Below are 22,937 nucleotides of genomic sequence, written 5' to 3'. Positions count from 1 at the left end.
GGGCTTTTTTATGTCCAAAATTCAGGAAAAATCTCATGAAAATCAGTCTGTTAAAACCCTTTGCCAGCAACGGCAAAGCGGATGAATTTGACGTGCGCCAGATGAAGAAGGCGCTCAACCGCCTCGGCTATTACCACCCCTATGATGCCACCGGCATCACCGGCACGGTGGACCGGGCCGTGTTTGACGCCCTGCGATCCTTCCAATCCGCCCACGGCCTGTCCGCCACGGGCACGGCCAAACCGGACGATGAAACGCTCACGGCCCTGAATGCGGCCATCGAAAACGCCCCGGACGGCGAGTATATCTGGCGGACAGTGGGCGATGACCGCGTGCGTGGTGCGCATGCCGCCCTCAACGGCACCAAGCGGAAATGGAGCGATGATCCCGATCCGCAACAGGAATTTGGTTGTCGGTGTTGGGCTGAGCCAGTGGGCGCTGCAGATGGCTTAAAGCAAGTTGTCATCAGCTCCTTACAACAAGCTTCATATCAATGGACAGATGAAGATTTTATCAATCACTGGAAATACGGTAATGGGCGAGAGGTTACATTGCCTGAAATTGGTTGGCTTGTAGAGATCATATGGCACGCTAAAAAGACGATGTTCCATAAAGTCGAAAAGCAGATTGCTGATAAAGCCAGACAGGTCCAGATTGGTAACTTTAGCGATACTTGGGAACGATCATATAATTTCCAAGAAGTCGTTTTTTCTATTGGTGACGCCGTCATACGTGGGAGGTTTAATGGTACTGTTAAAAGGAATGAAGGTGTTCTGCATATTGAGGCAACGGCCCATTATTTACTTGATGATGAGTTCACAGATTTTGCAAGTATCAGACAGACTCTCATCGGTACTTCTGATCCCGATGTTCTCCCGGATAATGTCGTAGGGGATGCTGTTATATGGGCCACGGAAATTGGCCGTAATCCTTATCCAATTACAGGGGTGTGGACCACTCGGGTTACAGGTTCGATCAAATCAGCAGGCTAATGGAATGATTTCAAGGTAAACAAATCCTTTGATGGCCCAAAAAACATCAAACGCCAGATCGGCGCTGTGTTTATAACCCAACGTGATCAGTGCAAAATTAAGGGTTATAAAGCCCGATATAAAAATGACGATGTTGCTGGCGGTGTTGTGCGTGAGATCATTTTTAATAGTCCCACAGACTTGCTTGTGCAAGAAACGCCACGCTAATTCCCACCAGCCCGTATAAATAACAGAAATTCCTGCAACGAGGAGGAATGCGTAAAGATCGTAAATCCAGCAATTGTAATCGTGGCCGCCGAAATTTTGTGTTGTTTGCATTCTGGCATAGTTGGTAGGAATTGTCAGGATGGGTAAAAGGACAATTGAAAATAGCAGGCGCCCTGATTTCAGCCATGTCGGCGCTTTTTTCCCCACCGAAAAAATAATGATCGGCACGCTGAAAAGATATGCCCAATACCAAATTTTTAAATAAATAGACCAAATTTCCATGCTGGATCATATCCAGATATAGGTGGTATATCAATCTATGGCCTTTGAGTCTTTTTGAATAGTTGGGGAGTTCCGCCATGGCTTTAAAATTTCGCAAAATGCACGGTTTGGGCAATGATTTTGTCGTTCTGGATGTCCGGGATGGCAAAATGAATGTTGGGCCTGATCTGGCGCGGGCGTTGGCGGATCGTCGTCGGGGGATCGGCTGCGATCAGGTTATGGTGATGGAGCCGCCGAAAACGCCGGGCACCGATATTTTTATGCGCATTTATAACCCGGACGGGTCCGAGGCTGGGGCGTGTGGCAATGGAACGCGGTGCGTGGCCAAGGTGTTGATGGAAGAAAGCGGGAAGGCGGCCTGCGTCATTGAAACCGTGTCCGGCATTCTGCCATCCAGTAAAGCCGATGGCGGTCTGGTGACTGTCGATATGGGCGCGCCGCGCACGGCGTGGAATGAAATTCCGTTGTCGGAAGAACGCGACACGCTGCATCTGGGGATTGGGGATGGCGATACGCTGTCCGATCCGGTGGCGATTAACATGGGCAATCCGCATTGCGTGTTCTTTGTGAACAATGTTGAAGATCTGAGTATTGAACATCTGGGCCCGTCGGTGGAGCGCCACGCCATGTTCCCGCAACGCACGAACGTTGAATTTGCACAGGTAATCTCCCCCACCAAAATCCGCATGCGTGTATGGGAACGCGGCACGGGCGTGACGCAGGCGTGCGGGTCTGGCGCGTGTGCCACCGCGGCGGCGGCTTTGCGCCGTGGCTTGATCGGGCGCGATGTTGAGGTCGTGCTGGATGGCGGATCGCTGTTCTTCCATATCCGCGAAGATGATGGCCATATCCTGATGACCGGGGCCGCGACCGATGTGTTTGCGGGTGTTATGGCCGCTTAGAACAAACGTAGAACCGGGGCCGGAATCGAAAGGCGCGGCGTGTAATCAACGCCCTGCGTGGGGATTGTGTAATACCCGGCGAATTTTTTGTAACGGTCGGTCAAAGCGTGTTTGGATGGAATGGTGATGTGCGGGTTCTTCTGCACGGCCTTGTTGCCCATCTTGTCCGACCATGTGCCATCCGCATCGCGCAGGAAGAAGTGAAAATCATCATCCGTGGCAACCGTCATGGCAATGGCGTGGACATTGCCGGACAGGGCATCTTCCTCTGAAATCATAATCAAACCATCGGATGCAATACGATCGCGGATGTCTTCATCGTTGAAAACGGTGAAGCCTTCGCTGGCGTCGCTGTAGGTGGGTTCGGAATAAACCAGACTGCCCGGCTGTGCGTTGCCCATGTCGGGAAAACCGAGCGCGTAGCAATAGCAATTCGTGTTTTGTTGTAATCGGGAATAGGTTGACCATGCCGCCCCGTTAAACGCACGGTGGGGCGTGGGGAAACACACATTCGTTAAATCCGGGTCCAGATGATGAACCGGACGGATCATGTCGTTTAATTCACGGTCGCTATATCCATCATAGGGCATGGTCGTTATCCGAAAAGCTGTAATAAAGGTTCAGGAATGCGCAAGCGTGGGCGGTATTGAATGCCGTGCGGCGGTACGGCGTAGTACCCGCCGAATTTCAAATGTTTCTGGTCCAGTGCATCGCGCGACGGCACGGTGATAGTGGGATTACGGGTGGCCATGTCGCGCCCGCCTTTGTCCGACCATGTTCCATCCATATCGCGGCGGTAAAAATGGCAATCGCGGTTTGGGCTAATCACAACAGCGATAGCGTGAAATTTTCCTGACAGGGCCTGTTGTTCTGTAATGGAGATCAGCCCATCTTTGATCAAACGATGGCGAATGGTGCGTACCGACACATGGATGTTTTCCGGCGCACTTCGTTTCTGACCGGCCAATTGACCGGGAATGGCCCATCCAGCCTCCGGGCAGTTCAGGGCATAGGCGTAGCAATTGGTTTGATCCTGTAAAAAACCGTGCATGTTCCATGCGGCGCCGTTGAAGGCGAGGTTCAGGCGGCGCGGGGTCGTGCGGATGGGGGCCGCCTCGGTGATAAAAACCGGGCGGACCAGAAGATGATCCAGCGAAGGATGAAATTCTTGAAACGCGCCCAAGGCTGCTCCCTGTTAATCTTTTATTGGGGAGAGGCTAGCAGGGGTTATGTAATATGTCAAATAAAAGGACTGGCTTATCCGGGTTTTTTGGAAAAAAAGCCCGGGCCAGCCAACGGGGATCGGATCGGGTGGGGTGGCTGGCCCGGAAACGGGGGGTTCGGGTATTCGGGTATTCGGGTACGCAGAAACCTAGGAAAGGAGAGGTCTACGCATGACCGGCTTCCGGGTGGATCATATGGGGGCTGATCACGCGGACCTGCCGAAATTCGGCCCGGTCGTCATAGGTGGCAAAACTTTGCAGTTCGGCCAGCATTTCAATGAGCTCTAGGGTCGGATGATCCTTGATTTCGTCCATGGTTTCGGGGATGTCCACGGTCGTTTCAATCACCAGAACAGGCACCGTGCGGCCAAAATGGTCGACGATAAACGTCAGATGCGTGTCCTTGATATACGGGTTGTCAAAAATCATCACGATCTCCCTTGGGATTTGCCCATGATTCCATTATCTCCCCCAAATGTGGGGAAGATATGGAATTTTATTGAAATTCGGGGGTCATCTATGGTCAAAAGGGGGCAACTTCATAAAATGCAAAGTAATCATGCACGGTAAAAAAGACCCGGAAATTGTCACTTTTGGCTGTCGCCTCAATACCTACGAGAGCGAGGTGATGCGCACCCATGCCAAAAATGCCGGGATTGAAGACGCAATTATCTTTAATACCTGCGCCGTGACGAAGGAAGCCGAGCGTCAGGCGCGTCAGGCCATTCGCCGCGCCCGCCGCGATAACCCGAATGCCCGTATTATTGTCACCGGCTGCGCCGCGCAGATTGATCCGGCCAGCTTCGGCGGCATGCCCGAGGTGGATCAGGTCATCGGCAACGATCTGAAACTGAAAGCCGAAACATGGGGCGCGCCGCCGACGGAGAAGGTCGTGGTCAACGACATCATGGCCGTGCGCGAAACCGCCAGCCATCTGGTCGATGGGTTCGAGGGGCAGACGCGTGCGTTCCTGCAGGTTCAAAATGGCTGTGACCACCGCTGCACCTTTTGCATTATCCCTTATGGTCGCGGCAATTCCCGGTCTGTGCCCATCGGCGAAATCGTTGAACAGACCCGCCATTTGGTCAAAGCAGGGTTTCGCGAAATCGTTTTGACCGGGGTGGATGTAACGTCCTATGGTCCCGACCTGCCGGGTTCGCCCACGCTGGGGCAAATGATCCGCCGTGTGCTGGCTTTGGTGCCCGATCTGCCGCGGCTGCGACTGTCCTCACTGGACCCGGTGGAAATTGACGATGATTTATGGCGGCTGATTGCCGAGGAACCGCGTTTGATGCCGCATCTGCATGTCAGTTTGCAGGCGGGCGACGATATGGTCCTGAAACGCATGAAACGCCGCCATTTGCGTCAGGACGCCATTGATATGTGCAAACGCGCCCGCGATTTGCGCCCGGATATGGTGTTCGGTGCGGATATTATCGCCGGTTTCCCGACGGAAACGGACGAGATGTTTGCGAACACGCTGCGCATTGTTGATGAATGCGATCTGACGTTCCTGCACGTCTTCCCGTATTCGGAACGCCCGGGAACCCCGGCGGCCCGTATGCCGCAGGTGGAAAAACAAGTGCGTAAAGACCGCGCCGCGCAATTGCGCGAAGCGGGCGAACGCCAGATGCAGAAGTTTTTACAACATCAGGTGGGCATGGTGCGCACTGTCCTGATGGAAAAAGATAACATGGGCCGCACCGAACAATTCGCCGAGGTCAAACTGGCGGATGGTTCATTTGATGCAGGGACACTGGTCACCGTAAAAATCGAGGGCGTTGACGGGCAACATTTAATTGGTCGCGTCGCTTAAGAGATAAATTAGAGAAAGTGAATCAATGAAACTGGATCGTGCGTTTTCCGCACCGTTTTACATGGCCCGCCATGGCGAAAGCAAAGCCAACCGTTTTAACCGCGTCGCCGGATGCGAATGGGACGTGCCGCTGACCGATAAGGGATGTGAGCAGGCTTATGATTTGGCGCAAACCATTTTAACGATGGATAACAAGCCGACCGTTATATTCTCAAGCCCGCTACAGCGCGCGTTCAAAACCGCCAGCATCGTCGCTTCGGAAATCGGGGCCGATGTTCACATGATCTATGATCTGCGCGAACAGGGTCTGGGGTCGTGGAACAAGCAGAAATATTACGTCCTGCGCGAACAGTTTGAGCGCGGGGACGAGCCGCAGGACGGCGAAACGCAGCAAGCCTATATGCGCCGTATCCTGATGGCCTTGGGGCAGATGCAGGACGAAGCTGCTGCATTGAATACCCAGACACCGCCGCTGGTTGTTGCCCATGGTGGGTTGTTCTACGCCTTGGCGCAGATCACAAAGACATTCCATGGCATGAAGGAAGTCGGCAATTGCAGCCTGTACCGTTTTGGCCCGTGCCAGATCGGTGATAAACGCCTGTTTCAGGTGCAGCAAGTGACGGTGGAGCAGGGCGATCCCGTTCTGCGCCGCGCCCCGTTCAGCCCGGTTTAATGCCATAAATAAAAATTGCCAACAAAGGGCGTTCTGGTGTACCAAGCGCGACCTTTATTTATATGGAGTAAAAGTAAATGATTAAAAATTTGGTTGGGGTATTTGTTCTGGCGGGCCTGGTCGGCGTAACAAATGCGGCCGCAGCGGAAGAGCCGAGCAATACTTTCATGTCTATCTGCAAAGCCCGCATCCAATACGACGATGAAACAAACAAGTATACGCACGAAGTTTTGGAAGACCTTGTTAAACAGGGCTTTCCCCGTGCGGATGTTGAGGCCATGGAAGACAAGGCCCGCGATATGGTGACCACCGGGTTGTGCGAGCTTGAGCATCAAGAGGCTACAAAAAACCAAACCGACAAATATGAAGGGAACTTCTTGTCGTGCACTTTTGGTGAATATGCGTCCGATGAAACGACCCGCATAGCAAAAGCCAAAATCAATGAAATGGTTCGTAAGGGTACCATTAGCGCGGGGCAGGTGAATGATGTTGCCGCCGACGTGCAGAGCGATGCCGTTCGTGAAGTCTGTACCAAAATGGGATACTCACCTAAGTAAGACGTTAGGGAACACTGATAACGATACGATAGACCGGGGCCAAAAGCCCCGGTTTTCCTTTGGGGTGAGGGCTTTAACGGTTCATTCATTCCGTTGCGCAATACTTTCGATTGTATTGTGCAACGGGGGCACGTTTTGATTTTTCGTGGTTTGTCTGTATTGGCCTGTGCCTGTGCCGCCATCATGGTTGGCGCGCCGGCGTCTGCGCAGGAAGTGTTTTCTGACCGCAAGGGCTGTCACGCCAACAAACCCGGCCAGACGGCGATTACAATCAATCTAACCTTGGAAGAAGAGCCGATTTACGATTTGTCCCGTTCGATTGCGTGGCTGAACCGTGACGGCGGCAAATCAACATCGGAGTGGTTGGCCCGGAACGGTTTGACGTCTGTTTACAAACCATCACAATTTGTAACCAAGGGGCAAGCGCATGGTGGTTTGGCCATGACCAGCCGCGCATCGATGTTTAGCAAATCATACGGCCCTTATGGCGGGTATCAGTGCCCGTTTTTCAGGCAGATTGAAGTCAATATTTTCTATCGCACGCTTATTTACATCCCATCCGATTATCAGGTTGGAACATGTGCGTTTAATGAAATCCAGATGCACGAGTTGAAACACCACACAACAAATGTGGATGTGGTGAAAGCCGCCGTGGAAAAGATGCGCAAGGATTTGCCCGCAATCATTCGTGAGATGGAGGGGAATAATTATCTTCCACACGATAAAATCCGCCTGCATTTTACGGCGATGGAGGCGGGTATGGATGATTTTATTCAGGTGTATTTCACCGAACTGGCCAGCGAAGAAATGGACCGCCGCAATCATCTGGTGGATACACCGGATGAGTATGAGCGTTTTGGCAAGGTTCTCAAGGGATGCCGGGCGCAGGATAAAGTGGCGCAGTTGGAAAAATAACGCCCAACGGCCTCATTATTACGAAAAATAAGAACGTCCCATTCTTGCTGTCCGGCAGCGGATGCGGTAAACCGTTGGCATCGAAAAACAACGGAAAAGACCATGATTTTCTGGCGGAAGAAGAAAGACGATACGCACGTAACTGATGAGGCGCAGCCGCAGGCTGAAGCCCCGGTTGCATCTGTGCCTGTAGAGCCGCAGCCCGAACCTGTGCCCGTTGTCGAAACGGTTGTTAGCGAAGAGCCATCCGGTGGATGGATGAGCCGTCTGGTTGGCGGACTGGGCAAATCGACCAGCAAGATTACGCAAGGGTTGAGCGATCTGGTAACCAAGCGCAAGCTGGACCAGGATATGATCGACCAGTTGGAAGAAGTTTTAATCACCGCCGATCTGGGCCCCAAAACCGCATCACGCATCGTCACCGAGTTTGCCGAAGGGCGTTTTGGCAAGGACATGGACGGCGATGAAATTCGCGCGGCATTGGCCGATGTGATTGCGCGCATTCTGGACCCCGTGAACAAGCCGATTGATTTTACCCGTCGTGACACGGGGCCGTTTACCGTTTTGGTGTGCGGTGTGAACGGCGTTGGTAAAACCACGACCATCGGCAAAATGGCCTATAACCTTCATAAACGCGAAGGTAAACGCGTGATGCTGGCGGCGGGGGATACGTTCCGCGCGGCGGCGACCGAGCAATTGAAAATCTGGGCTGAGCGCGCGGGCGGCGGCATTGTTGCCCGCGACATCGGTGCGGATTCTGCGGCTGTGGCGTATGAGGCGTATGCGGCGGCGAAGGCGGAGGGCGCGGATGTTTTGTTCATCGATACGGCGGGCCGTTTGCACAACAAGAAAAACCTGATGGATGAATTGCAGAAAATTATTCGTGTGCTGCGCAAGCATGACGAAAATCTGCCGCACGCGGTCATTCTGGTTCTGGATGCCACAACCGGCCAAAACGCCCATGCGCAGGTGGAAACATTCCGCGATATGGTGGATGTGAACGCACTGGTGGTGACGAAGCTGGATGGTTCGGCCAAGGGCGGCGTTGTCGTCGGTCTGGCGGACCGGTTCGGCTTGCCCATTATCGCCGTTGGTGTGGGCGAGCAGGCGGAGGATTTGCAACCCTTCCACCCGGATGCCTATGCCCGGTCATTGGTGGGTGTCGGCGTATAAAGAACGGCGGAAACCCTCGCGTTTTTGGCTAGTCCCTTGAAAAAACAATAAAAATGAGTAAGAATTAAGCATGTCAAAAGGTCCTCGTTCTTTTAAGCCCCGCAAATTCAATGATCCCCAAAGCGCGTTTGCCGCGATTTGTGAGATTTATGACGCCAATGTCACATGGTTGCGGGAAAGTTTCTTCGCTTTTGCGGATGGCCATATGCCGAAGCATCGCATTTCGGCATGCTACCCGTATATCCGGGTCACGACCGAAACGGCGACGCGGGCGGATACGCGCCTGTCCTATGGCTTTGTGCCGCGCCCGGGCAGTTACGCCACCACCATCACACGCCCGGATATTTTCGATCATTATTTGATGGAACAATTGCGCCTGCTGTTCCTGAACCATCACGAGCCGATTGAAATTGGGGTCAGCGATACACCCATCCCAATCCACTTCGCGTTGGGTGAAGATTTCCATTTGGAGCGTGACCTGTCGCCGGAACAGATCAACGCCATGTCCGATCTGTTCGACCAGCCCAATCTGGATTTGATGGATGATGAGGTTGCCAACGGCACCCATGAAACAAAACCGGGCAAAGATGCACCACTGGCGTTGTTTAACGCGCCGCGAAGTGACCTCAGCATCATGCGTCTGCGCCACTACACGGGCACGAATGCGCGGCACTTCCAGAACTATGTGATCTACACCAACTATCAATTCTACATTGATCAATTCGTGCGCATTTGCCGTGACATCATGGCGCCGACCGATAATCCGGAATTGCGTGCCGAACGGCTGGAATATTCGTCTTTTGTTGAGCCGGGCAACCGCATCACGACCAATAAAAATATGGCCGATCCGGGTGAAAGCGATGATCCGGGCCTGCCGCTGACGCGCATGCCGCAAATGCCGGCCTACCACCTGAAACGCAAAGACGGTTCGGGCATTACCATGATCAATATTGGCGTGGGGCCGTCAAACGCCAAAACCATCACCGACCATGTGGCGGTTTTGCGTCCGCATGCGTGGCTGATGCTGGGGCACTGTGCGGGTCTGCGGAACTCGCAATCGCTGGGCGATTATGTTCTGGCGCACGGTTATTTGCGCGAAGACAACGTGCTGTATCGCGATCTGCACCCCTCCATCCCAATTCCGGCCCTGTCGGAAATTCAGATTTCGCTGGAGCGCGCCGTGGAACATGTCACGGGGTTGCAGGGTTATGATTTGAAGAAAATCATGCGCACGGGCACCGTGGCGACGGTCGATGACCGGAACTGGGAATTGCGCCCGACATTGCGTCAGAATTTGCGCCTGAGCCAGAGCCGCGCCATTGCGCTGGATATGGAATCCGGCACCATTGCAGCCAACGGTTTCCGTTTCCGCGTGCCGTATGGCACGTTGCTGTGCGTATCCGACCGCCCATTGCACGGCCAATTGAAATTGCCGGGCATGGCCGACAAATTCTACCGTGACCGTGTGGATCAGCATTTGCAAATTGGCCTTCTGGCCATGGCGATGCTGCGTGAATACGGGCCAGAACGGCTGCACAGCCGGAAACTGCGCTCGTTCAACGAAGTGGCGTTCCAGTAGGATATTAGCGAACGACGGTGTTCAGAACGGTGACAAGCCGTTCGACATCATTTGCCACATGATACAGCCCAAATCCAAACCGCAAACGTGTGCCGCGGTGGTCGGTGACGACGCCCAGCTCTTGCAGTTTTTGCGCCAGATCGGCGGCACGGTCCGTTTCAAAGGTCAAGAAATGACCGCGTATCGGTGTATCAGCCGGCGAAATCAATGTGCCGGGGCGTTTTTTTGAGCCTTCTAAAAATTGATCCTGTAACGCCATCACATGGGCGTGAATATCGGCGACGCCGACGTTCATGTCATTCAGCATCTCCATCACCGCATTCAAGCGGTACAGACCCGACGGATCAAACGTCGCGCCCCAGAACCGGAATCCGTCGGTGGAATAGGGCACATCATCACCTTGTTGGGCTTCCAGCGATCCCATGTCCGCAAACCATCCGGTATTGCGTGGGCGCATGGCATAACCCGGCGGGCAATGCAGGAAGCAGCATCCTTCACCGGCCATCGCGTATTTATACCCACCCGCCAGATAAAACGCGCGCTCAGCAATGGCCGACAGGTCGGTGGGCAGGGCCATAAAACCGTGATAGCCATCAATCACCACCAACGTATCTTTGCTGGGCACGGCATCCACGATCTTTTTCAGGTCGGGCACGGCATAGGCCGAATTGAAAAACACATGGCTGAAAAACACTATGGCGGCGGGGGTTGATTTGACCGCGTCGATCATGCGGTCGGTAAAGGAATGGAACGGTTCGGACGCCACGCGCGTGACCGTGATGGATCCGTCTTCTTCCAGTCGTTTCAATTGCCGGGTCAGGCTGTGAAATTCGCTGTCCGTTGTGATGATGTGTGGCCCGGAATTTTTAGAGTCAGGCAGGGCCGAGATCAACCGATTGATAAATTCATGCGTGTTGGGTGCAAACGCAATCGTGCGCGGATCGGGCAGGTTCAGGATGCGGGCCACATGCCCCTGCGCCGTTGGAATAACCGTATTAAAAATCACATCCCATTTATTATCGGCCATGGATGCCGATAAACCCCAATAGCGCGTTTGCGCGGTGCGCGTGCAATCGGGCCAGAGATGGTGGCTGTGCGCCGCGAAATGCAGCTTGTTGGCATTCATGGCCAAGGCGGTGCCGAACAATTTGCGAAAATCTGAAACCATCACATTATCCCGTGGTGCCATAGCGGTATCCCATCTGGTTGCTGATCGTTTGTGGCAACGGCGGGCGCGCGTGGCTGGGGATCAGGTAGGTGGAGAGGGCGAAAAGATCGGTGAAAATCCGGTGCTTTTCCAATGTCTGCATCAAATACCCGTATCCGGCGGACCCGCCGGTGCCAACATTCATGCCGACCATGCGTTGAACCATCAGAGCGTGGCGGTACCGCCATTGCGACATGGCGGCATCAATATCCATGATGTGGCCCAGCAGGCTGGCGGGGCCTTGTAACGCGGGTTCGGTTTTGTAAACGGTGATGAACAAGGCGGCCTGTAACGCGCGCCACGACAATCGCCACGAAGAAGATTGGGATGATGACGTATCGGCATCCTTGTTAAAGATGCTGTCGAATTTCGTGCGGTTGCGGGTAATGGCGGCCAGTTCGCGGTCCAGAAGGTCACCATCCACCGCGTGGCGGGCCATGGCTTCGCGCCCGTCCAGCATGGTGTGAACGGCGGCGCGGTATGAATCCCAGAATTTATAATCATCCCGGTCCACAAACGGTGTGCGGGCCAGCCATTTATCGATCTGGTCGAACAACGTGGTTTCATGCTCCGCCGTGTTGAGGGCGGTTTGCGAAGCGGGGCAATACCCCACATCATACTGGCAATGATTGAACAGCAAGCGATCCTCACGACGCAGGCCGAGGCGTGTTTCGATCAGGCGGAATTGTAAACTCTGGAACCCCGATGCGGTTTTCAAATGGTCGCGGAAATCCGTGAAATCCTGTGGCGTCATGGTTTCGAGAATATCCAACTGCCGCACCAGCAGGCGGAGGATTTCAACAACGCGGTGCAGGTGTTTGACGATCGGCTGCATATCGCAATCATCCACCACCGGACGGCCCAGCCGGGCCTGCACATCATCCAGTTCGAACAGTATTTGTTTGAACCAGAGTTCATAGGTTTGGTGAAAGATGATGAACAACATTTCATCATGCGCGAACGCGCCCGTGGCCTTATCGGTGCTCCACGGTTTTTGAATATCGAGCAGCGTATCGAGGGCGAGGTATTCCCCGTACTGGTCCCAGTTTTTTGTCTTGTCCTGTGTCATACGGGGCAGTGTGCCGCGCCCGTTTGGGTGTGTCTAGGGCTGTGGCATTGCACAAAAGGCAAAAACAAAACGGCGCCCAGAAGAGGACGCCGTGTAAAAGCCCAAGTTAAGACTTGAAAGACACTTAGACGGAGATGTCCAGGACACTCCCGCGTTCCTGGCGTCGGGGTGGGGTGCTTTCGCTCCGTGTGTCTGCGGCTTGGCGCACCTCGTTGTCCCGATTCTGGCTGGTCCCGTTATTGCGGGCCTCGGACCGTTGCGTTTCTGCGGCTTCCGTACCCGAACGGCGGGTTTCGGTGGCTTCGCGCTGACGATCCTGATCCCGGTCATTGATCCGGGCCTGTTCATCGCTGCGCGCGACGAACGGGTTGTTGATCTGTTGGCTGGCATAATTGCCGAGCGGGTTAATGGCCATAAGGCGTCCCCAAATCCGAAATATTGAAAATCCAAACCTCTCTTATCTTAAGCCGAATTGCTTAAGAAAGCATGTCCTTTTTGGTCCACATCCTTTGGGGCAGGGCGGATTCGCAATTTAACTTAATCTAAACCTTTTGCGCGCAGATTGGGGGATGTGGGGTGTGTTGCCCGAATCCGACCCGGTTAGAGGTTGGGACAGGCAGCCAAGTCAAAAATGTTAATCAAAACAAATACTTGGTTTTTTGGCGGTAAAACAGGTCTCTTCCATCGTGGAAAAGGCCGTTTTGACAGGTGTTTGTGATGATCGGGTTGAGGGAACTCATGGATTCGCGTTTATTCGAAAAATCGCCAAAAGTCGCGCCCCTTCTGGTGCGCCTGTATGACAGCCACAAGCTTTATGAACTGGCCACGGATGATACGCCGCTGGCGCGGGCCGAGCTGACCAGCGCGGTCGCCGAACTGCTGGAGGCCGATCTGGCCCCGCGGGAAAAAGAACTGATTTCCGATGTGTTGATCAGCCTGATGCGTCAGGCGGAAAAAGATTTGCGCGAAGCGTTGTCCGAACGTCTGTCGGTCATCGACAGTGTGCCGTTGCGCGTTGCATTGCATTTGGCGAATGATGACATTTCCGTCGCCGCCCCGGTGCTGAAAAAAAGCAACGTCTTAAGCGATATGGATTTGCTGTACATCATCAAGGCGAAAACTTCCGCATACTGGCAAGCGATTGCCGGACGCCGGGGGATGAGCGAACAATTGATCAACGTGCTGGCCGACACGCGTGACGTGCCGACGGCGGGTGTGTTGGTTCGTAACAACGCCATTCAATTGCCCGTTCACGCGATGAGCGTGATTGGCGAAATGGTTCCCAACCATGAAGATCTGGCCAAACCGCTGCTGATGCGTCAGGAATTGCCCGAAGATATCGCGCGCCGTTTGTACAGCGTTGTGGGGGCCGAACTGAAACATTACATCCGTGATTATTTCGGGGCCTTTGCCGGTCCGGCTGCGGATGCGGTTGATGATGTGATGCTGGAATTTGGTGAGGCGATTGCCTCGGCCACGCGTCCGGTGGATATGCCCGCCTTTATGCCGGGGGCCAGCATGATTGCGGCCGCCAAGGCGTACAAGGAGAAAGGCCGTTTGAGCGTGAACACGATGATGGACACGTTACAACGCGGTCAATACGCATCCTTTATCGCCATGTTCGCCGAATATTCGGGCATGGATGTGCGGACCATTCACGATATGATCTCGGAATCCGGTGGCCATCGTCTGGCCGTTGCGTGCAAGGCGTTGGGTGTGCAGAAAACCGACATGACGCGGTTCTATATGCTGACCCAGCGGGTGCGCAGTGCGGACCGTATTATTGACCAAAGCGAATTGCTGTCCGCCATTCGCGCCTATGACAAGGTGACGGTGACATCGGCACAAGGCATGATGGGCATGAGCCGCTAAACGATTTCTCTTGAAACGGAAATAAAAAACCCCGGATGAATGTCCGGGGTTTTTTATTCTTTAGGCCGCTTTCTTATTCACGCTCAGGGCCGCAACGCCGGGCAATGTTTTGCCCTCCATCCATTCGAGGAAGGCACCGCCGGCGGTGGAGATGTAGGTGAAATTATCCGTCACGCCCGCATGTTCCAATGCGGCGACGGTATCGCCGCCACCGGCCACGGAAACAAAGGTGCCCAGATCCGTGTGATCGGCAACGAATTTGGCCAGTGCAACGGTCCCCGCATCAAACGGTTCAATCTCAAACGCGCCCAGCGGACCGTTCCAGACGATGGTTTTTACATCCAGCAGGCGTTTTTTCAGCATTTCAACGCTGGCCGGACCGACATCCAGAACCATGGTGCCATCGGGGATGGATTCCATGTCACATGTACCGTGTTCGGCATTGGCGGCAAAGGCCGTGGCCCATACACCATCAACGGGCAGTATCAAATCGCAACGGCGATCCACCGCTTTCTCGATAATCTCACGGGCTTGTTCCGCCATGTCGTGTTCGCACAGTGATTTTTTCATGTCTACGCCCATGGCGTGCAGGAACGTGTTGGCCATGCCACCACCGAGGATCAACAGGTCGGCTTTCTCGACCAGATTGCCCAGCAATTCCAGCTTCGTCGAAATTTTCGCACCGCCAACGATAGCGGCCACGGGGCGCTCCGGGCTTTCCAATGCGGCGTTCAGGGCGTTTAATTCCGCTTCCATCAACAATCCGGCGGCGGTGGGCAAATGGTGCGCCAATCCTTCGGTCGATGAATGGGCGCGGTGGGCGGCGGAAAACGCATCATTCACATAGATATCGCCCAGTTTTGCCAAGGCGGCGGTGAAGGCCGGATCGTTCTTTTCCTCACCCGCATGGAACCGTACGTTTTCCAGCAGCAGGATTTCCCCGGCCTGCAAATCACCAATGATTTTTTCAACGTTCGCGCCAATGCAGTCATCGGCGAAATCCACATCATGGCCCCATGATTTTTCCAGCGCGGGAACGATGAAGCGCAGGGAAAATTCCGGCGTTACACCCTTCGGGCGGCCAAAGTGGGACAGGACGATGACCTTTGCGCCAGCTTTGGTCAGCGCATCAATGGTCGGCTTCAGGCGGTCGATGCGGGTCGTGTCGGTGACCACGCCGTCTTTCGCCGGAACATTCAAATCGGCGCGCAATAACACGCGTTTGTTTTTAACATCAATGTTACGAATGGTTTTAAATGTCATTTTGTTTTCCTCTATCACGGTTAACGCAGTGTTTTTGCATGTTCGACCGCCTCGATCAAACGGGACCGGACGGCGGGGTCCATGGCCGAATGCCCGCCATCGGGCACAACGACATAATCGGCTTCGGGCCAGAGCAGGTGTAAATCATACGCCTTGCGGATCGGGCAAATCACATCATACCGCCCATGCACGATGGTCGTCGGGATGTTGCGCAAAATCGGAATGGATTTCATCAGGCTTTGATCCGGCGGAATGACATTATGTTTGAAATAATGGCATTCCAGTATGGCCAGCGCCAGTGCATGGTTGCGTTGGTCATCGCTGGTCAATGTTTCATGATGCGGGAGCAGGGACGCGCACGCCCCCTCATACAACGCCCACCGCAAGGCCGCTTCCATCTGCGCGACCTTATCATCGCCGTTCAGGCGTTTGTGATAGGCGTTCAGCAAATCACCGCGTTCATGCTCCGGAATGATGGATACAAACCGCTCCCACGCTTCCGGGAAAATCATCCGCATGCCGTACAGGAACCATTCCACCTCGTCCGCTTCCATCAGGAAGATACCGCGCAGCACAAGGCTGATGCAGCGTTTCGGATGGGCGGCGGCATAGGCCATGGCCAGCGTGCTGCCCCATGATCCGCCGAAAATATGCCAGCGTTCAATGCTCAGCCGTGCGCGCAGTTTTTCAATGTCATCGACAAGGTGGGGCAGGGTGTTGTCCTGCGTGCTGCCCAGCGGTGTTGATCGCCCCGCACCGCGTTGGTCGAAAATGATAATGCGGTAATGCGCGGGGTCAAAAAATCGGCGGTGCGTTGGTGTCGCGCCCGCGCCGGGGCCGCCATGCAAAAGAACGATGGGCACACCATCAGGATTGCCGCTTTGTTCCCAATACAGATTGTGTGTGTCATCCACCGCCAGAAAACCGCTGGAGTACGGCGCGATCGGCGGATAGAGGTCGAACAACGGCGGCTGCCGCTCATTCGCGGATGGTGCCGGAACGCGCGGGGGCTTGCTGGTCGTTTTGACTATCTTGGTCCATCCCGGCATTGGCGTTTTGGTCCGTATCCGTTTCGGGTTTTTTCGGTGCCTCTACTGTAAAGGCCCCGCCGGGGGCAGGCAATGGTTTTGAACCATCCGGAAACTCAATCTGGGCGGGGGTTTCCAGGTCAATAAAGGGCCCGTTATAGTCCCGCACCCACCCGCGTATGCGTAAGTTTTTGCCTTGAAGCTGTAACGGGTCAATTCCGGCCCGGGACAGCGCCCGCCGCACATCCGGTTCCACCCCGACGGAAAAATCCTTTTTCCAGTCATCGCCGAAATTCAGGTAAACACGGTTGCTGACAATCGCGGCCTTCACCACCGTGCCCTCGGCCACGATAAAACGGGGGGATGGGTTGATCGGTTCCGCCGTTTTCACAACGGCATAGGCCGATCCATCGGCCCAGATGCCACGTTTTTCGTCGCGGGCCAGTTGTTCAATTTTATAAAGCTGGTCGGCCAGCTCCGGGTTGCGCAGGGTCGGGGCCACGCGGGCCAGCCCTTGCCGCACCAGATAGGATTGAATCCACACATTGCCCGGCTTCTGCACGACATGGGCCAGCGTGTGTCCCATGCGGTTGACGCGGCCCGTTTCTTTGTCCCGTGTTTGATAGAGGATGATGTCTTTGTCTTTTACGAAAATCTGGTCCAGCGCCTGTTTGGCCTGTAGCGGAAAATTACCGGGATCGGCGGTGCCCATCTCATTCATGCCGGGAATTTCAATGCCGGATAATTCGACAATCTGTCCATCATTCAGGGTCAGGCGCAAACCGTCCACGGCCAGCGCCACCGTGCCCGCGCCGGTTTCGACCAGCGGGCTGAATGATTGTGGTGGCAGGGCGGAAGATGCCACATTTGGGTCCATATTTTTGCCCATATTTGCGCCCATTTTCCCAGATGTCTGGGCCCATGCGGGGGCCCCCGTAAACGGGGTGGCAATCGTGATCAAAAGGGCTAAAATAATGGCGTTTTTCATGATGAGGAGAGTGGCCCCAATGCGGATTCAATTCAAGCCCGTTTTTATGTCTGTGTGTGCCGTGGCCCTGATGATCGGGCTGGGGAGCATGATGTCCGGTTGTTCCACCAATCCCGCCACGGGCGAAAGCCAGTTTACGGCCCTGATGTCCCCGCAACAGGAATCCTCCGTCGGGGCGCAGGAACATGAGAAGGTGATGAAGCAATATGGCGGCACGGTGTCGGATGCTGGCCTGAGCGCCTATGTCAATCGCGTCGGGCAGAAAGTGGCCGCCAACACTGAACGCCCCGATGTTCAATATAAATTCTTCGTTCTGGATACGCCGATGGTCAACGCGTTCGCGTTGCCGGGCGGGTATGTGTATGTGACGCGCGGCATTCTGGCGCTGGCCAATTCTGAGGCTGAACTGGCCGCCGTTCTGGCGCACGAGGTTGGGCACATCACGGGCCGCCATACGGCGGAACGGTATTCGCACGGCGTTGTAACATCGCTGGGCGCTGCCGTTTTGGCCGCCGCGCTGGATAGCCAGAGTGCCGCCGATGCCGCGAATGTGGGCAGCCAGCTTTATCTGTCGTCCTATTCCCGCGGGCAGGAAAGTCAGGCCGATGATCTGGGTATTCGCTATCTCAATCGCGCTGGATATGACACGGGCGCAATGGCGCGCTTCCTGACCAGCTTGCAAATGGATTCTGCGTTGGATGCGCGCCTGCATGGCAAGGGTGGCAATGGGGAAAGCTTCAGTTATTTCTCCACCCACCCGCAAACGGCGGAACGTGTGGCCAATGCGCGCAACATCGCCGCACAATATCCGCCGAACGAAGGGCTGACCAACCGTGATGCCTATATGAATTCCATCAACACCATGATCTATGGCGACAGCGCGACGCAGGGGTTTGTACGCGGTGCAACCTTCTGGCATCCGGGGTTGGACATGACGTTCACCGCACCGGATGGTTACACCATCATCAACAATCCGGATTCCGTGATCGTGCGGAATGCGTCCGCGGGGGCGCTGGCCGTGTTTGATGTGGCGGCGAATGCGGCGGGCGTTGATCCGCTGACCTTCCTGACCACGTCATGGATGCGCGGTGAACAATTGGCCAATGTTGAAAATCTCAGCATTGGTGGAAAACCGGCGGCCACGGGCCAGTTCACGGGCCGTATTGGTAATCAGGCGATGACCGTGCAATTGCTGGCCGTGCAATGGAGCGCGAATACCGTGTACCGTTTCCAAATGGCCTGGCCGCCCAAAGCCAACGCCGCAACGGTCGAGGGGATGAAGCAACTGAGCTACAGCCTGCGATCCATGACGAAGGCTGAAAAATCATCGATCAAACCGCTGCGCATTAAAACCGTCACCGCCAAATCCGGCGATACGATCGCCAGCCTGTCGGCCAAAATGGCAAAAACCGACACCTACACCGTCGAACGATTCCTGACTCTGAACGGGCTGGATGGTGAGGCGAAGGTTGTCGCGGGGCAGGGTTATAAGATCGTTGCGGAATAAAAGAAAGGTTCCGGAATGAAAAATGAAAAGGTGAATGAGCTTAAGACACTCATCGTAGATTTTCAGATCCCGAGTTGCGATTATTTTTCGGAGTGCATGCGGATCGCCCAGCATAATAAGGATCTTTATTACAAAGGTGGGGTCTTTATCTGCGATCAGGATAGCGTCAAGAACTATGCGAGTATGTCGGAGTTTTGGGCAAGGTCTTTCTTTGCTCTCATTGAGAACATTGGTCTAGGCGATCTGTTCCATAAGGTCATTCCCTTACTCCGATGGGACAATATCGCGTCGGACATTTTCGTCGATGAATATGCGGGTCTACTAAAAGAGAGCGTGATTGAGAATATCGCCGGAGATGATGGGGCGGAAAAGGAAATGACTGCACAGATGGACGCTAAAAACATTAGCGGTGCGGTTAAAGTTTTGAACGATTCCATTATATCTTCTGTCGCTCGGCTTAACGGAGGATATGTTTCTTATTTTATAATGGCCGATGATGTCGGGCTCCGGAACGGCTGGCGTAAATAGCCTGATTGCGAATAAACACAATTAATAAGGCATCCGGTAATTCCCCGGTATCGGCGAGATAAAGAAAAACCCGGCATTGGGGGAATGCCGGGTTTTTCATTCGTGAATTTCGGTCGGGCGTCTTAGCCTTCGAGCAGGATATCGTCCGGATCGTCGATGCGACGGGTCATGGACTGGCGCAGTTTGCTCATGGCGCGCTGTTCCAGCTGACGCACACGTTCCTTGCTGACGCCCAGCTCTTTGCCCAAATCTTCCAGCGTCACGGTTTCGTGGCCCAGATGACGCTCGGTGATAATGGTGCGTTCGCGGTCGCTCAGCTCGGACAACGCTTCGTTCAGCCATTGTGACCGGGTTTGCGCGTCCTTCATCCCGATGACGATTTCTTCGGGATTCGGGCGTTCATCGGACAGCAGGCTCTGCCATTCATCCTCACCATCCATGCCGATGCGGGCATTCAGCGAATGGTCGGAGGCGGACAGGCGGCCTTCCATGTCCTGCACGTCCTTCATATTGACCTTCAGCTCCGTTGCGATCTGGGCGCGACCTTCATCGGTCAGGCCTTCACGTTCGGTGGCCGCTTCAATCTTGGAGCGCAGGCGACGCAGGTTAAAGAACAGGGATTTTTGCGCGGCCGTCGTCCCGGTCCGAACAATCGACCAGTTGCGCAGGACGTAATCCTGCATGGCGGAACGGATCCACCACGTGGCGTAGGTCGAAAACCGCACGCCGCGGTCATGTTCAAAACGGTTGGCGGCTTGCATCAGGCCGATATTGCCTTCCTGGATCAAGTCGCCCAAGGGCAGGCCGTAATTGCGGAAGCGGGAGGCCATCGCAATCACCAAACGGGTATAGGACCGAACCAGCTCGTGCAGCGCGTGCTCATCCCCGTCTTCGCGCCAGCGGCGGGCGAGGTCGAGCTCATGGTCGCGCTCCAGCAACGGTTCGCTCATCGAGGTCCGTATATAGCTCAGATTGGCTTTCTGTGTGCCTTGATCATCTATATGGGCCATGGGGGAGTCCTTTCTGGTAACAGGCTTTTGGTCTGTCTACTCTTCAAGGGTATAGGGTCAAACTTGCGGGATTCTTACAAAGAATATGGGAACCGAACCGCATAGTTTAGTATCTTCTAAAATATGGGCAGGAATGTGGCGGATAAATGGGCAGAATTGGGTAAATTGGCCGCTTTCTCTAACCTTATGATTCGATTAGAGAAAAAACCTCACCATGGCGGTCAAAACCGGCACAGACCAAAGGTCCGCCGAAACCGCAGCCGCCGTCCAATGTGGCGGTCACACCATTGATATGGAGCCCACCCTGGTTCGGGTCAAACCCCCGGATCACTTTTTCAAAGGGATCATAAGGCGTATGAATCGCATCAAATGATCGGCCACCCCACCACAGGGCATCGCCCTGATCCTGAAGCGGGCGGTTGGGGTTCAATCCGGCATGGACGAACAGCATCGGGGCCGCCGAGTCATCCATCGCGCGGGCATAGGCCCCGCCGGTGCCTGTCGCGGCCAGTTCCATCACCTGCGGCGGGGTAAAGGCCGCACGGCGCAGGTGGGTGATAAACATGTCATGGCCACGGTGGCGGCGGATGGCGGCGCGAACCCCGGCGGTCCAGCGCGTGATGGACATGGCGCCCTCACGGGTGGAGACCAGCCCATGGGTCGGGTTCATGCCATAGGATTCCAGCGTGGCCGACAGGCCGCGATCCAGCATCCATTCCAGAACCTCGCGCGGGTTGGGCGCGAATTGCAGTTGGACCAGCTTTTCCCACATTTCTTCCTGACCGCCGCGCAAATACGCGATGTCGGATGGCATCCATCCCGGCATGGCCAGCACGTTGCGGCGGAAGGTGAGGATTTCATCAATCGTCCGGGTGGCTTCGGTCCCGTGACCGAAATAATTGCCCAGATAGACGATGCGGTCGCCCGCTTCCAATTGTGGGTAGATGGAATCGTGCAGGGCCACCAATCGGTCCGCTTCCGAATGAATCGCGGAAATGGCCCAGATGCGCCGGGGATTACCCAGAGCAGCGAAGCGTTGATCTTTGACAAGGTCGCAGATGGACACGATGGAAGTGAACCAAAAAACAAAAGGGTGGTGAGCAAAGCCCTGATTCCACAGGTGCAGAATCAAATTCCAGTATAGGAGGGGGCTTGTAACACACAAGAGCATTTTTATGTCACACCGCAAAAAGCCCCACAGAATCAGTGCGTTGTTGCGTGGGGCTGTGATGATGTTGTGGATGAGGAGTTTTGCGTATAAGCCTGAATGGAAATGAGTTATCTGGATTTTTAATACGTCATCCCCGCCTTGTGCGGGGATCCGGAAATGACCGGGATAATATTGGCCCTGTGACTCCGGATCCCCGCACAAGGCGGGGATGACGATTGGGAGAGTGGTGGCGCAGAGCGTAAAAACAAAGAAGCGCGAACCTGCGTTCGCGCTCCCTTGGGTTATCCTTGGGGGGATAAAATCTGTGCGGTGAATTACGCGGCTTCTTTTTCCACGTCGTCTTCTTTCACGGCTTTATCTTTCTTTTTGCCCAGCATGTCTTCCAGTTGCTCGGCCGCTTTCACTTCCGTGATTTTCTGAACGGCAGCAACTTCGCGGGCCAGACGCTCCAGCGCGCTCTGGTAGATTTGGCGTTCGCTGTAGGATTGTTCGGTTTCGTCGTTGCTGCGTTTCAGGTCGCGCAGAACTTCGGCAATCGCAACCGGATCGCCGGAATTGATTTTGGTTTCGTATTCTTGGGCGCGGCGGCTCCACATGGTGCGGCGCACACGCGCACGGCCTTGCAGGGTCTTCATCGCATCTTTCAAACGGTCGCTGGAGCTGAGTTTACGCAGGCCGGCGGTCTTCGCTTTGAAAACCGGAATCTTCAGGCGCATGCGGTCTTTCTCAAACGTCACGGCATACAGTTTGACTTCCATCCCGCCAATCGTCTGGGTTTCAATCCCTTCGACCTGACCAACACCGTGGGCCGGGTATACAACGTAGTCGCCTTTGCGGAAGTCAACATTATCATTCGCCATGGTCTGCACCTTCTCCGTCTGATAGGGGTCCATTACTCAAATTCTGGCCGGGTGTCCGGCAGGCTGCGAAACGGCGAAAGCGAGGTGTTTCAGATCCTTATAGAAGGAAGCTGAG

24 protein-coding genes are annotated in these 22,937 nt (G+C 54.7%); 11 read left to right on the top strand and 13 right to left on the bottom strand.

The window, feature by feature from the left end; all coding sequences use genetic code 11:
• Positions 1-35 precede the first annotated feature (35 nt).
• Entirely contained in the window at positions 36-992 is a 957-nt protein-coding gene (locus ACSC94_RS05300) for a peptidoglycan-binding protein (protein ID WP_435642004.1), read from the top strand.
• Here ACSC94_RS05300 and ACSC94_RS05295 read toward each other — a convergent pair.
• A complete protein-coding gene (locus tag ACSC94_RS05295; RefSeq protein WP_435642003.1) occupies positions 981-1,481 on the bottom strand; it encodes a hypothetical protein in 501 nt (166 codons plus the stop codon). The two genes, ACSC94_RS05300 and ACSC94_RS05295, sit on opposite strands and share 12 nt — an antisense overlap.
• Positions 1,482-1,558: 77 nt before the next feature.
• On the opposite strand from ACSC94_RS05295, the gene dapF reads away from it, so the two are divergent.
• A complete protein-coding gene (gene dapF, locus ACSC94_RS05290; RefSeq protein ID WP_435642002.1) occupies positions 1,559-2,383 on the top strand; it encodes a diaminopimelate epimerase in 825 nt (274 codons plus the stop codon).
• On the opposite strand, the gene ACSC94_RS05285 is transcribed toward dapF, so the two are convergent.
• The 3 genes from ACSC94_RS05285 to ACSC94_RS05275 form a co-directional block, all read right to left on the bottom strand.
• Positions 2,380-2,973: a hypothetical protein gene (locus ACSC94_RS05285; protein WP_435642001.1), complete on the bottom strand. Its 594-nt coding sequence runs from the start codon at positions 2,971-2,973 to the stop codon at positions 2,380-2,382. The two genes, dapF and ACSC94_RS05285, sit on opposite strands and share 4 nt — an antisense overlap.
• 5 nt (positions 2,974-2,978) lie before the next feature.
• Positions 2,979-3,566, bottom strand: coding sequence for a hypothetical protein (locus ACSC94_RS05280; RefSeq protein ID WP_435642000.1), 588 nt, complete (start codon positions 3,564-3,566; stop codon positions 2,979-2,981).
• Between the two features lie 205 nt (positions 3,567-3,771).
• Positions 3,772-4,035 (bottom strand): hypothetical protein, encoded by a 264-nt coding sequence (locus ACSC94_RS05275; protein ID WP_435641999.1) that lies wholly within the window; start codon positions 4,033-4,035, stop codon positions 3,772-3,774.
• A 130-nt stretch (positions 4,036-4,165) separates the two neighbouring features.
• Between ACSC94_RS05275 and mtaB the strand changes: the two genes are divergently transcribed.
• The 6 genes from mtaB (at position 4,166) to ACSC94_RS05245 (ending at position 10,319) form a co-directional block, all read left to right on the top strand.
• On the top strand, positions 4,166-5,422 hold the full coding sequence (mtaB, locus tag ACSC94_RS05270) for a tRNA (N(6)-L-threonylcarbamoyladenosine(37)-C(2))-methylthiotransferase MtaB (RefSeq protein ID WP_435641998.1): 1,257 nt from the start codon (positions 4,166-4,168) through the stop codon (positions 5,420-5,422).
• Between the two features lie 25 nt (positions 5,423-5,447).
• Positions 5,448-6,095, top strand: a complete 648-nt coding sequence (locus tag ACSC94_RS05265) for a histidine phosphatase family protein (protein ID WP_435641997.1) — start codon at positions 5,448-5,450, stop codon at positions 6,093-6,095.
• A 77-nt stretch (positions 6,096-6,172) separates the two neighbouring features.
• On the top strand, positions 6,173-6,652 hold the full coding sequence (locus tag ACSC94_RS05260) for a hypothetical protein (RefSeq protein WP_435641996.1): 480 nt from the start codon (positions 6,173-6,175) through the stop codon (positions 6,650-6,652).
• A 135-nt stretch (positions 6,653-6,787) separates the two neighbouring features.
• A complete protein-coding gene (locus tag ACSC94_RS05255) occupies positions 6,788-7,567 on the top strand; it encodes a hypothetical protein (protein ID WP_435641995.1) in 780 nt (259 codons plus the stop codon).
• Between the two features lie 258 nt (positions 7,568-7,825).
• Positions 7,826-8,740, top strand: coding sequence for a signal recognition particle-docking protein FtsY (gene ftsY / locus ACSC94_RS05250; RefSeq protein WP_435642155.1), 915 nt, complete (start codon positions 7,826-7,828; stop codon positions 8,738-8,740).
• Between the two features lie 70 nt (positions 8,741-8,810).
• Positions 8,811-10,319 (top strand): AMP nucleosidase, encoded by a 1,509-nt coding sequence (locus ACSC94_RS05245; protein ID WP_435641994.1) that lies wholly within the window; start codon positions 8,811-8,813, stop codon positions 10,317-10,319.
• A gap of 4 nt (positions 10,320-10,323) precedes the next feature.
• Here ACSC94_RS05245 and ACSC94_RS05240 read toward each other — a convergent pair whose 3' ends face one another.
• From ACSC94_RS05240 to ACSC94_RS05230, 3 genes are all read right to left on the bottom strand, one after another.
• The gene (locus ACSC94_RS05240; RefSeq protein ID WP_435641993.1) at positions 10,324-11,487 is read right to left on the bottom strand and encodes an aminotransferase class V-fold PLP-dependent enzyme; all 1,164 of its coding nucleotides are present in this window, start codon (positions 11,485-11,487) and stop codon (positions 10,324-10,326) included.
• A gap of 4 nt (positions 11,488-11,491) precedes the next feature.
• Positions 11,492-12,595: a tryptophan 2,3-dioxygenase family protein gene (locus tag ACSC94_RS05235; RefSeq protein WP_435641992.1), complete on the bottom strand. Its 1,104-nt coding sequence runs from the start codon at positions 12,593-12,595 to the stop codon at positions 11,492-11,494.
• Between the two features lie 124 nt (positions 12,596-12,719).
• Positions 12,720-13,010 (bottom strand): hypothetical protein, encoded by a 291-nt coding sequence (locus tag ACSC94_RS05230; protein WP_435641991.1) that lies wholly within the window; start codon positions 13,008-13,010, stop codon positions 12,720-12,722.
• Positions 13,011-13,333: 323 nt separating this feature from the next.
• Here ACSC94_RS05230 and ACSC94_RS05225 point away from each other — a divergent pair, with 323 nt between their 5' ends.
• Complete coding sequence (locus tag ACSC94_RS05225; protein ID WP_435641990.1) at positions 13,334-14,467, top strand: DUF2336 domain-containing protein; 1,134 nt, start codon at positions 13,334-13,336, stop codon at positions 14,465-14,467.
• Positions 14,468-14,527: 60 nt separating this feature from the next.
• Here the strand turns inward: ACSC94_RS05225 and ACSC94_RS05220 are convergent, their stop codons facing one another.
• Genes ACSC94_RS05220 through ACSC94_RS05210 form a run of 3 tightly spaced genes read right to left on the bottom strand, consistent with a single transcriptional unit; the run spans position 14,528 to position 17,623 of the window.
• Positions 14,528-15,730 (bottom strand): phosphoglycerate kinase, encoded by a 1,203-nt coding sequence (locus tag ACSC94_RS05220; protein ID WP_435641989.1) that lies wholly within the window; start codon positions 15,728-15,730, stop codon positions 14,528-14,530.
• A 20-nt stretch (positions 15,731-15,750) separates the two neighbouring features.
• Complete coding sequence (gene pip / locus ACSC94_RS05215; RefSeq protein ID WP_435641988.1) at positions 15,751-16,779, bottom strand: prolyl aminopeptidase; 1,029 nt, start codon at positions 16,777-16,779, stop codon at positions 15,751-15,753.
• On the bottom strand, positions 16,709-17,623 hold the full coding sequence (locus ACSC94_RS05210) for a thermonuclease family protein (RefSeq protein ID WP_435641987.1): 915 nt from the start codon (positions 17,621-17,623) through the stop codon (positions 16,709-16,711). The genes pip and ACSC94_RS05210 overlap by 71 nt, the downstream gene beginning before the upstream one ends.
• A gap of 142 nt (positions 17,624-17,765) precedes the next feature.
• Here ACSC94_RS05210 and ACSC94_RS05205 point away from each other — a divergent pair, with 142 nt between their 5' ends.
• Both ACSC94_RS05205 and ACSC94_RS05200 read left to right on the top strand, forming a co-directional pair.
• Positions 17,766-19,253, top strand: a complete 1,488-nt coding sequence (locus ACSC94_RS05205; RefSeq protein WP_435641986.1) for a M48 family metalloprotease — start codon at positions 17,766-17,768, stop codon at positions 19,251-19,253.
• A 15-nt stretch (positions 19,254-19,268) separates the two neighbouring features.
• A complete protein-coding gene (locus ACSC94_RS05200) occupies positions 19,269-19,781 on the top strand; it encodes a hypothetical protein (protein WP_435641985.1) in 513 nt (170 codons plus the stop codon).
• 122 nt (positions 19,782-19,903) lie between these two features.
• Here ACSC94_RS05200 and ACSC94_RS05195 read toward each other — a convergent pair whose 3' ends face one another.
• The 3 genes from ACSC94_RS05195 to ACSC94_RS05185 all read right to left on the bottom strand — a co-directional run bounded on the left by ACSC94_RS05195 (position 19,904) and on the right by ACSC94_RS05185 (position 22,855).
• Complete coding sequence (locus ACSC94_RS05195) at positions 19,904-20,791, bottom strand: RNA polymerase factor sigma-32 (RefSeq protein WP_435641984.1); 888 nt, start codon at positions 20,789-20,791, stop codon at positions 19,904-19,906.
• A gap of 184 nt (positions 20,792-20,975) precedes the next feature.
• Positions 20,976-21,857, bottom strand: a complete 882-nt coding sequence (locus ACSC94_RS05190) for a hypothetical protein (protein WP_435641983.1) — start codon at positions 21,855-21,857, stop codon at positions 20,976-20,978.
• A 419-nt stretch (positions 21,858-22,276) separates the two neighbouring features.
• Positions 22,277-22,855, bottom strand: a complete 579-nt coding sequence (locus ACSC94_RS05185; protein ID WP_014103029.1) for a CarD family transcriptional regulator — start codon at positions 22,853-22,855, stop codon at positions 22,277-22,279.
• Positions 22,856-22,937 lie beyond the last annotated feature (82 nt).

The organism is Micavibrio aeruginosavorus (assembly GCF_051245535.1).
GTDB lineage: Bacteria > Pseudomonadota > Alphaproteobacteria > Micavibrionales > Micavibrionaceae > Micavibrio > Micavibrio aeruginosavorus_D.
Note: the sequence above shows the minus strand (reverse complement) of the source record. Positions and strands in the feature narration are given on the sequence as shown.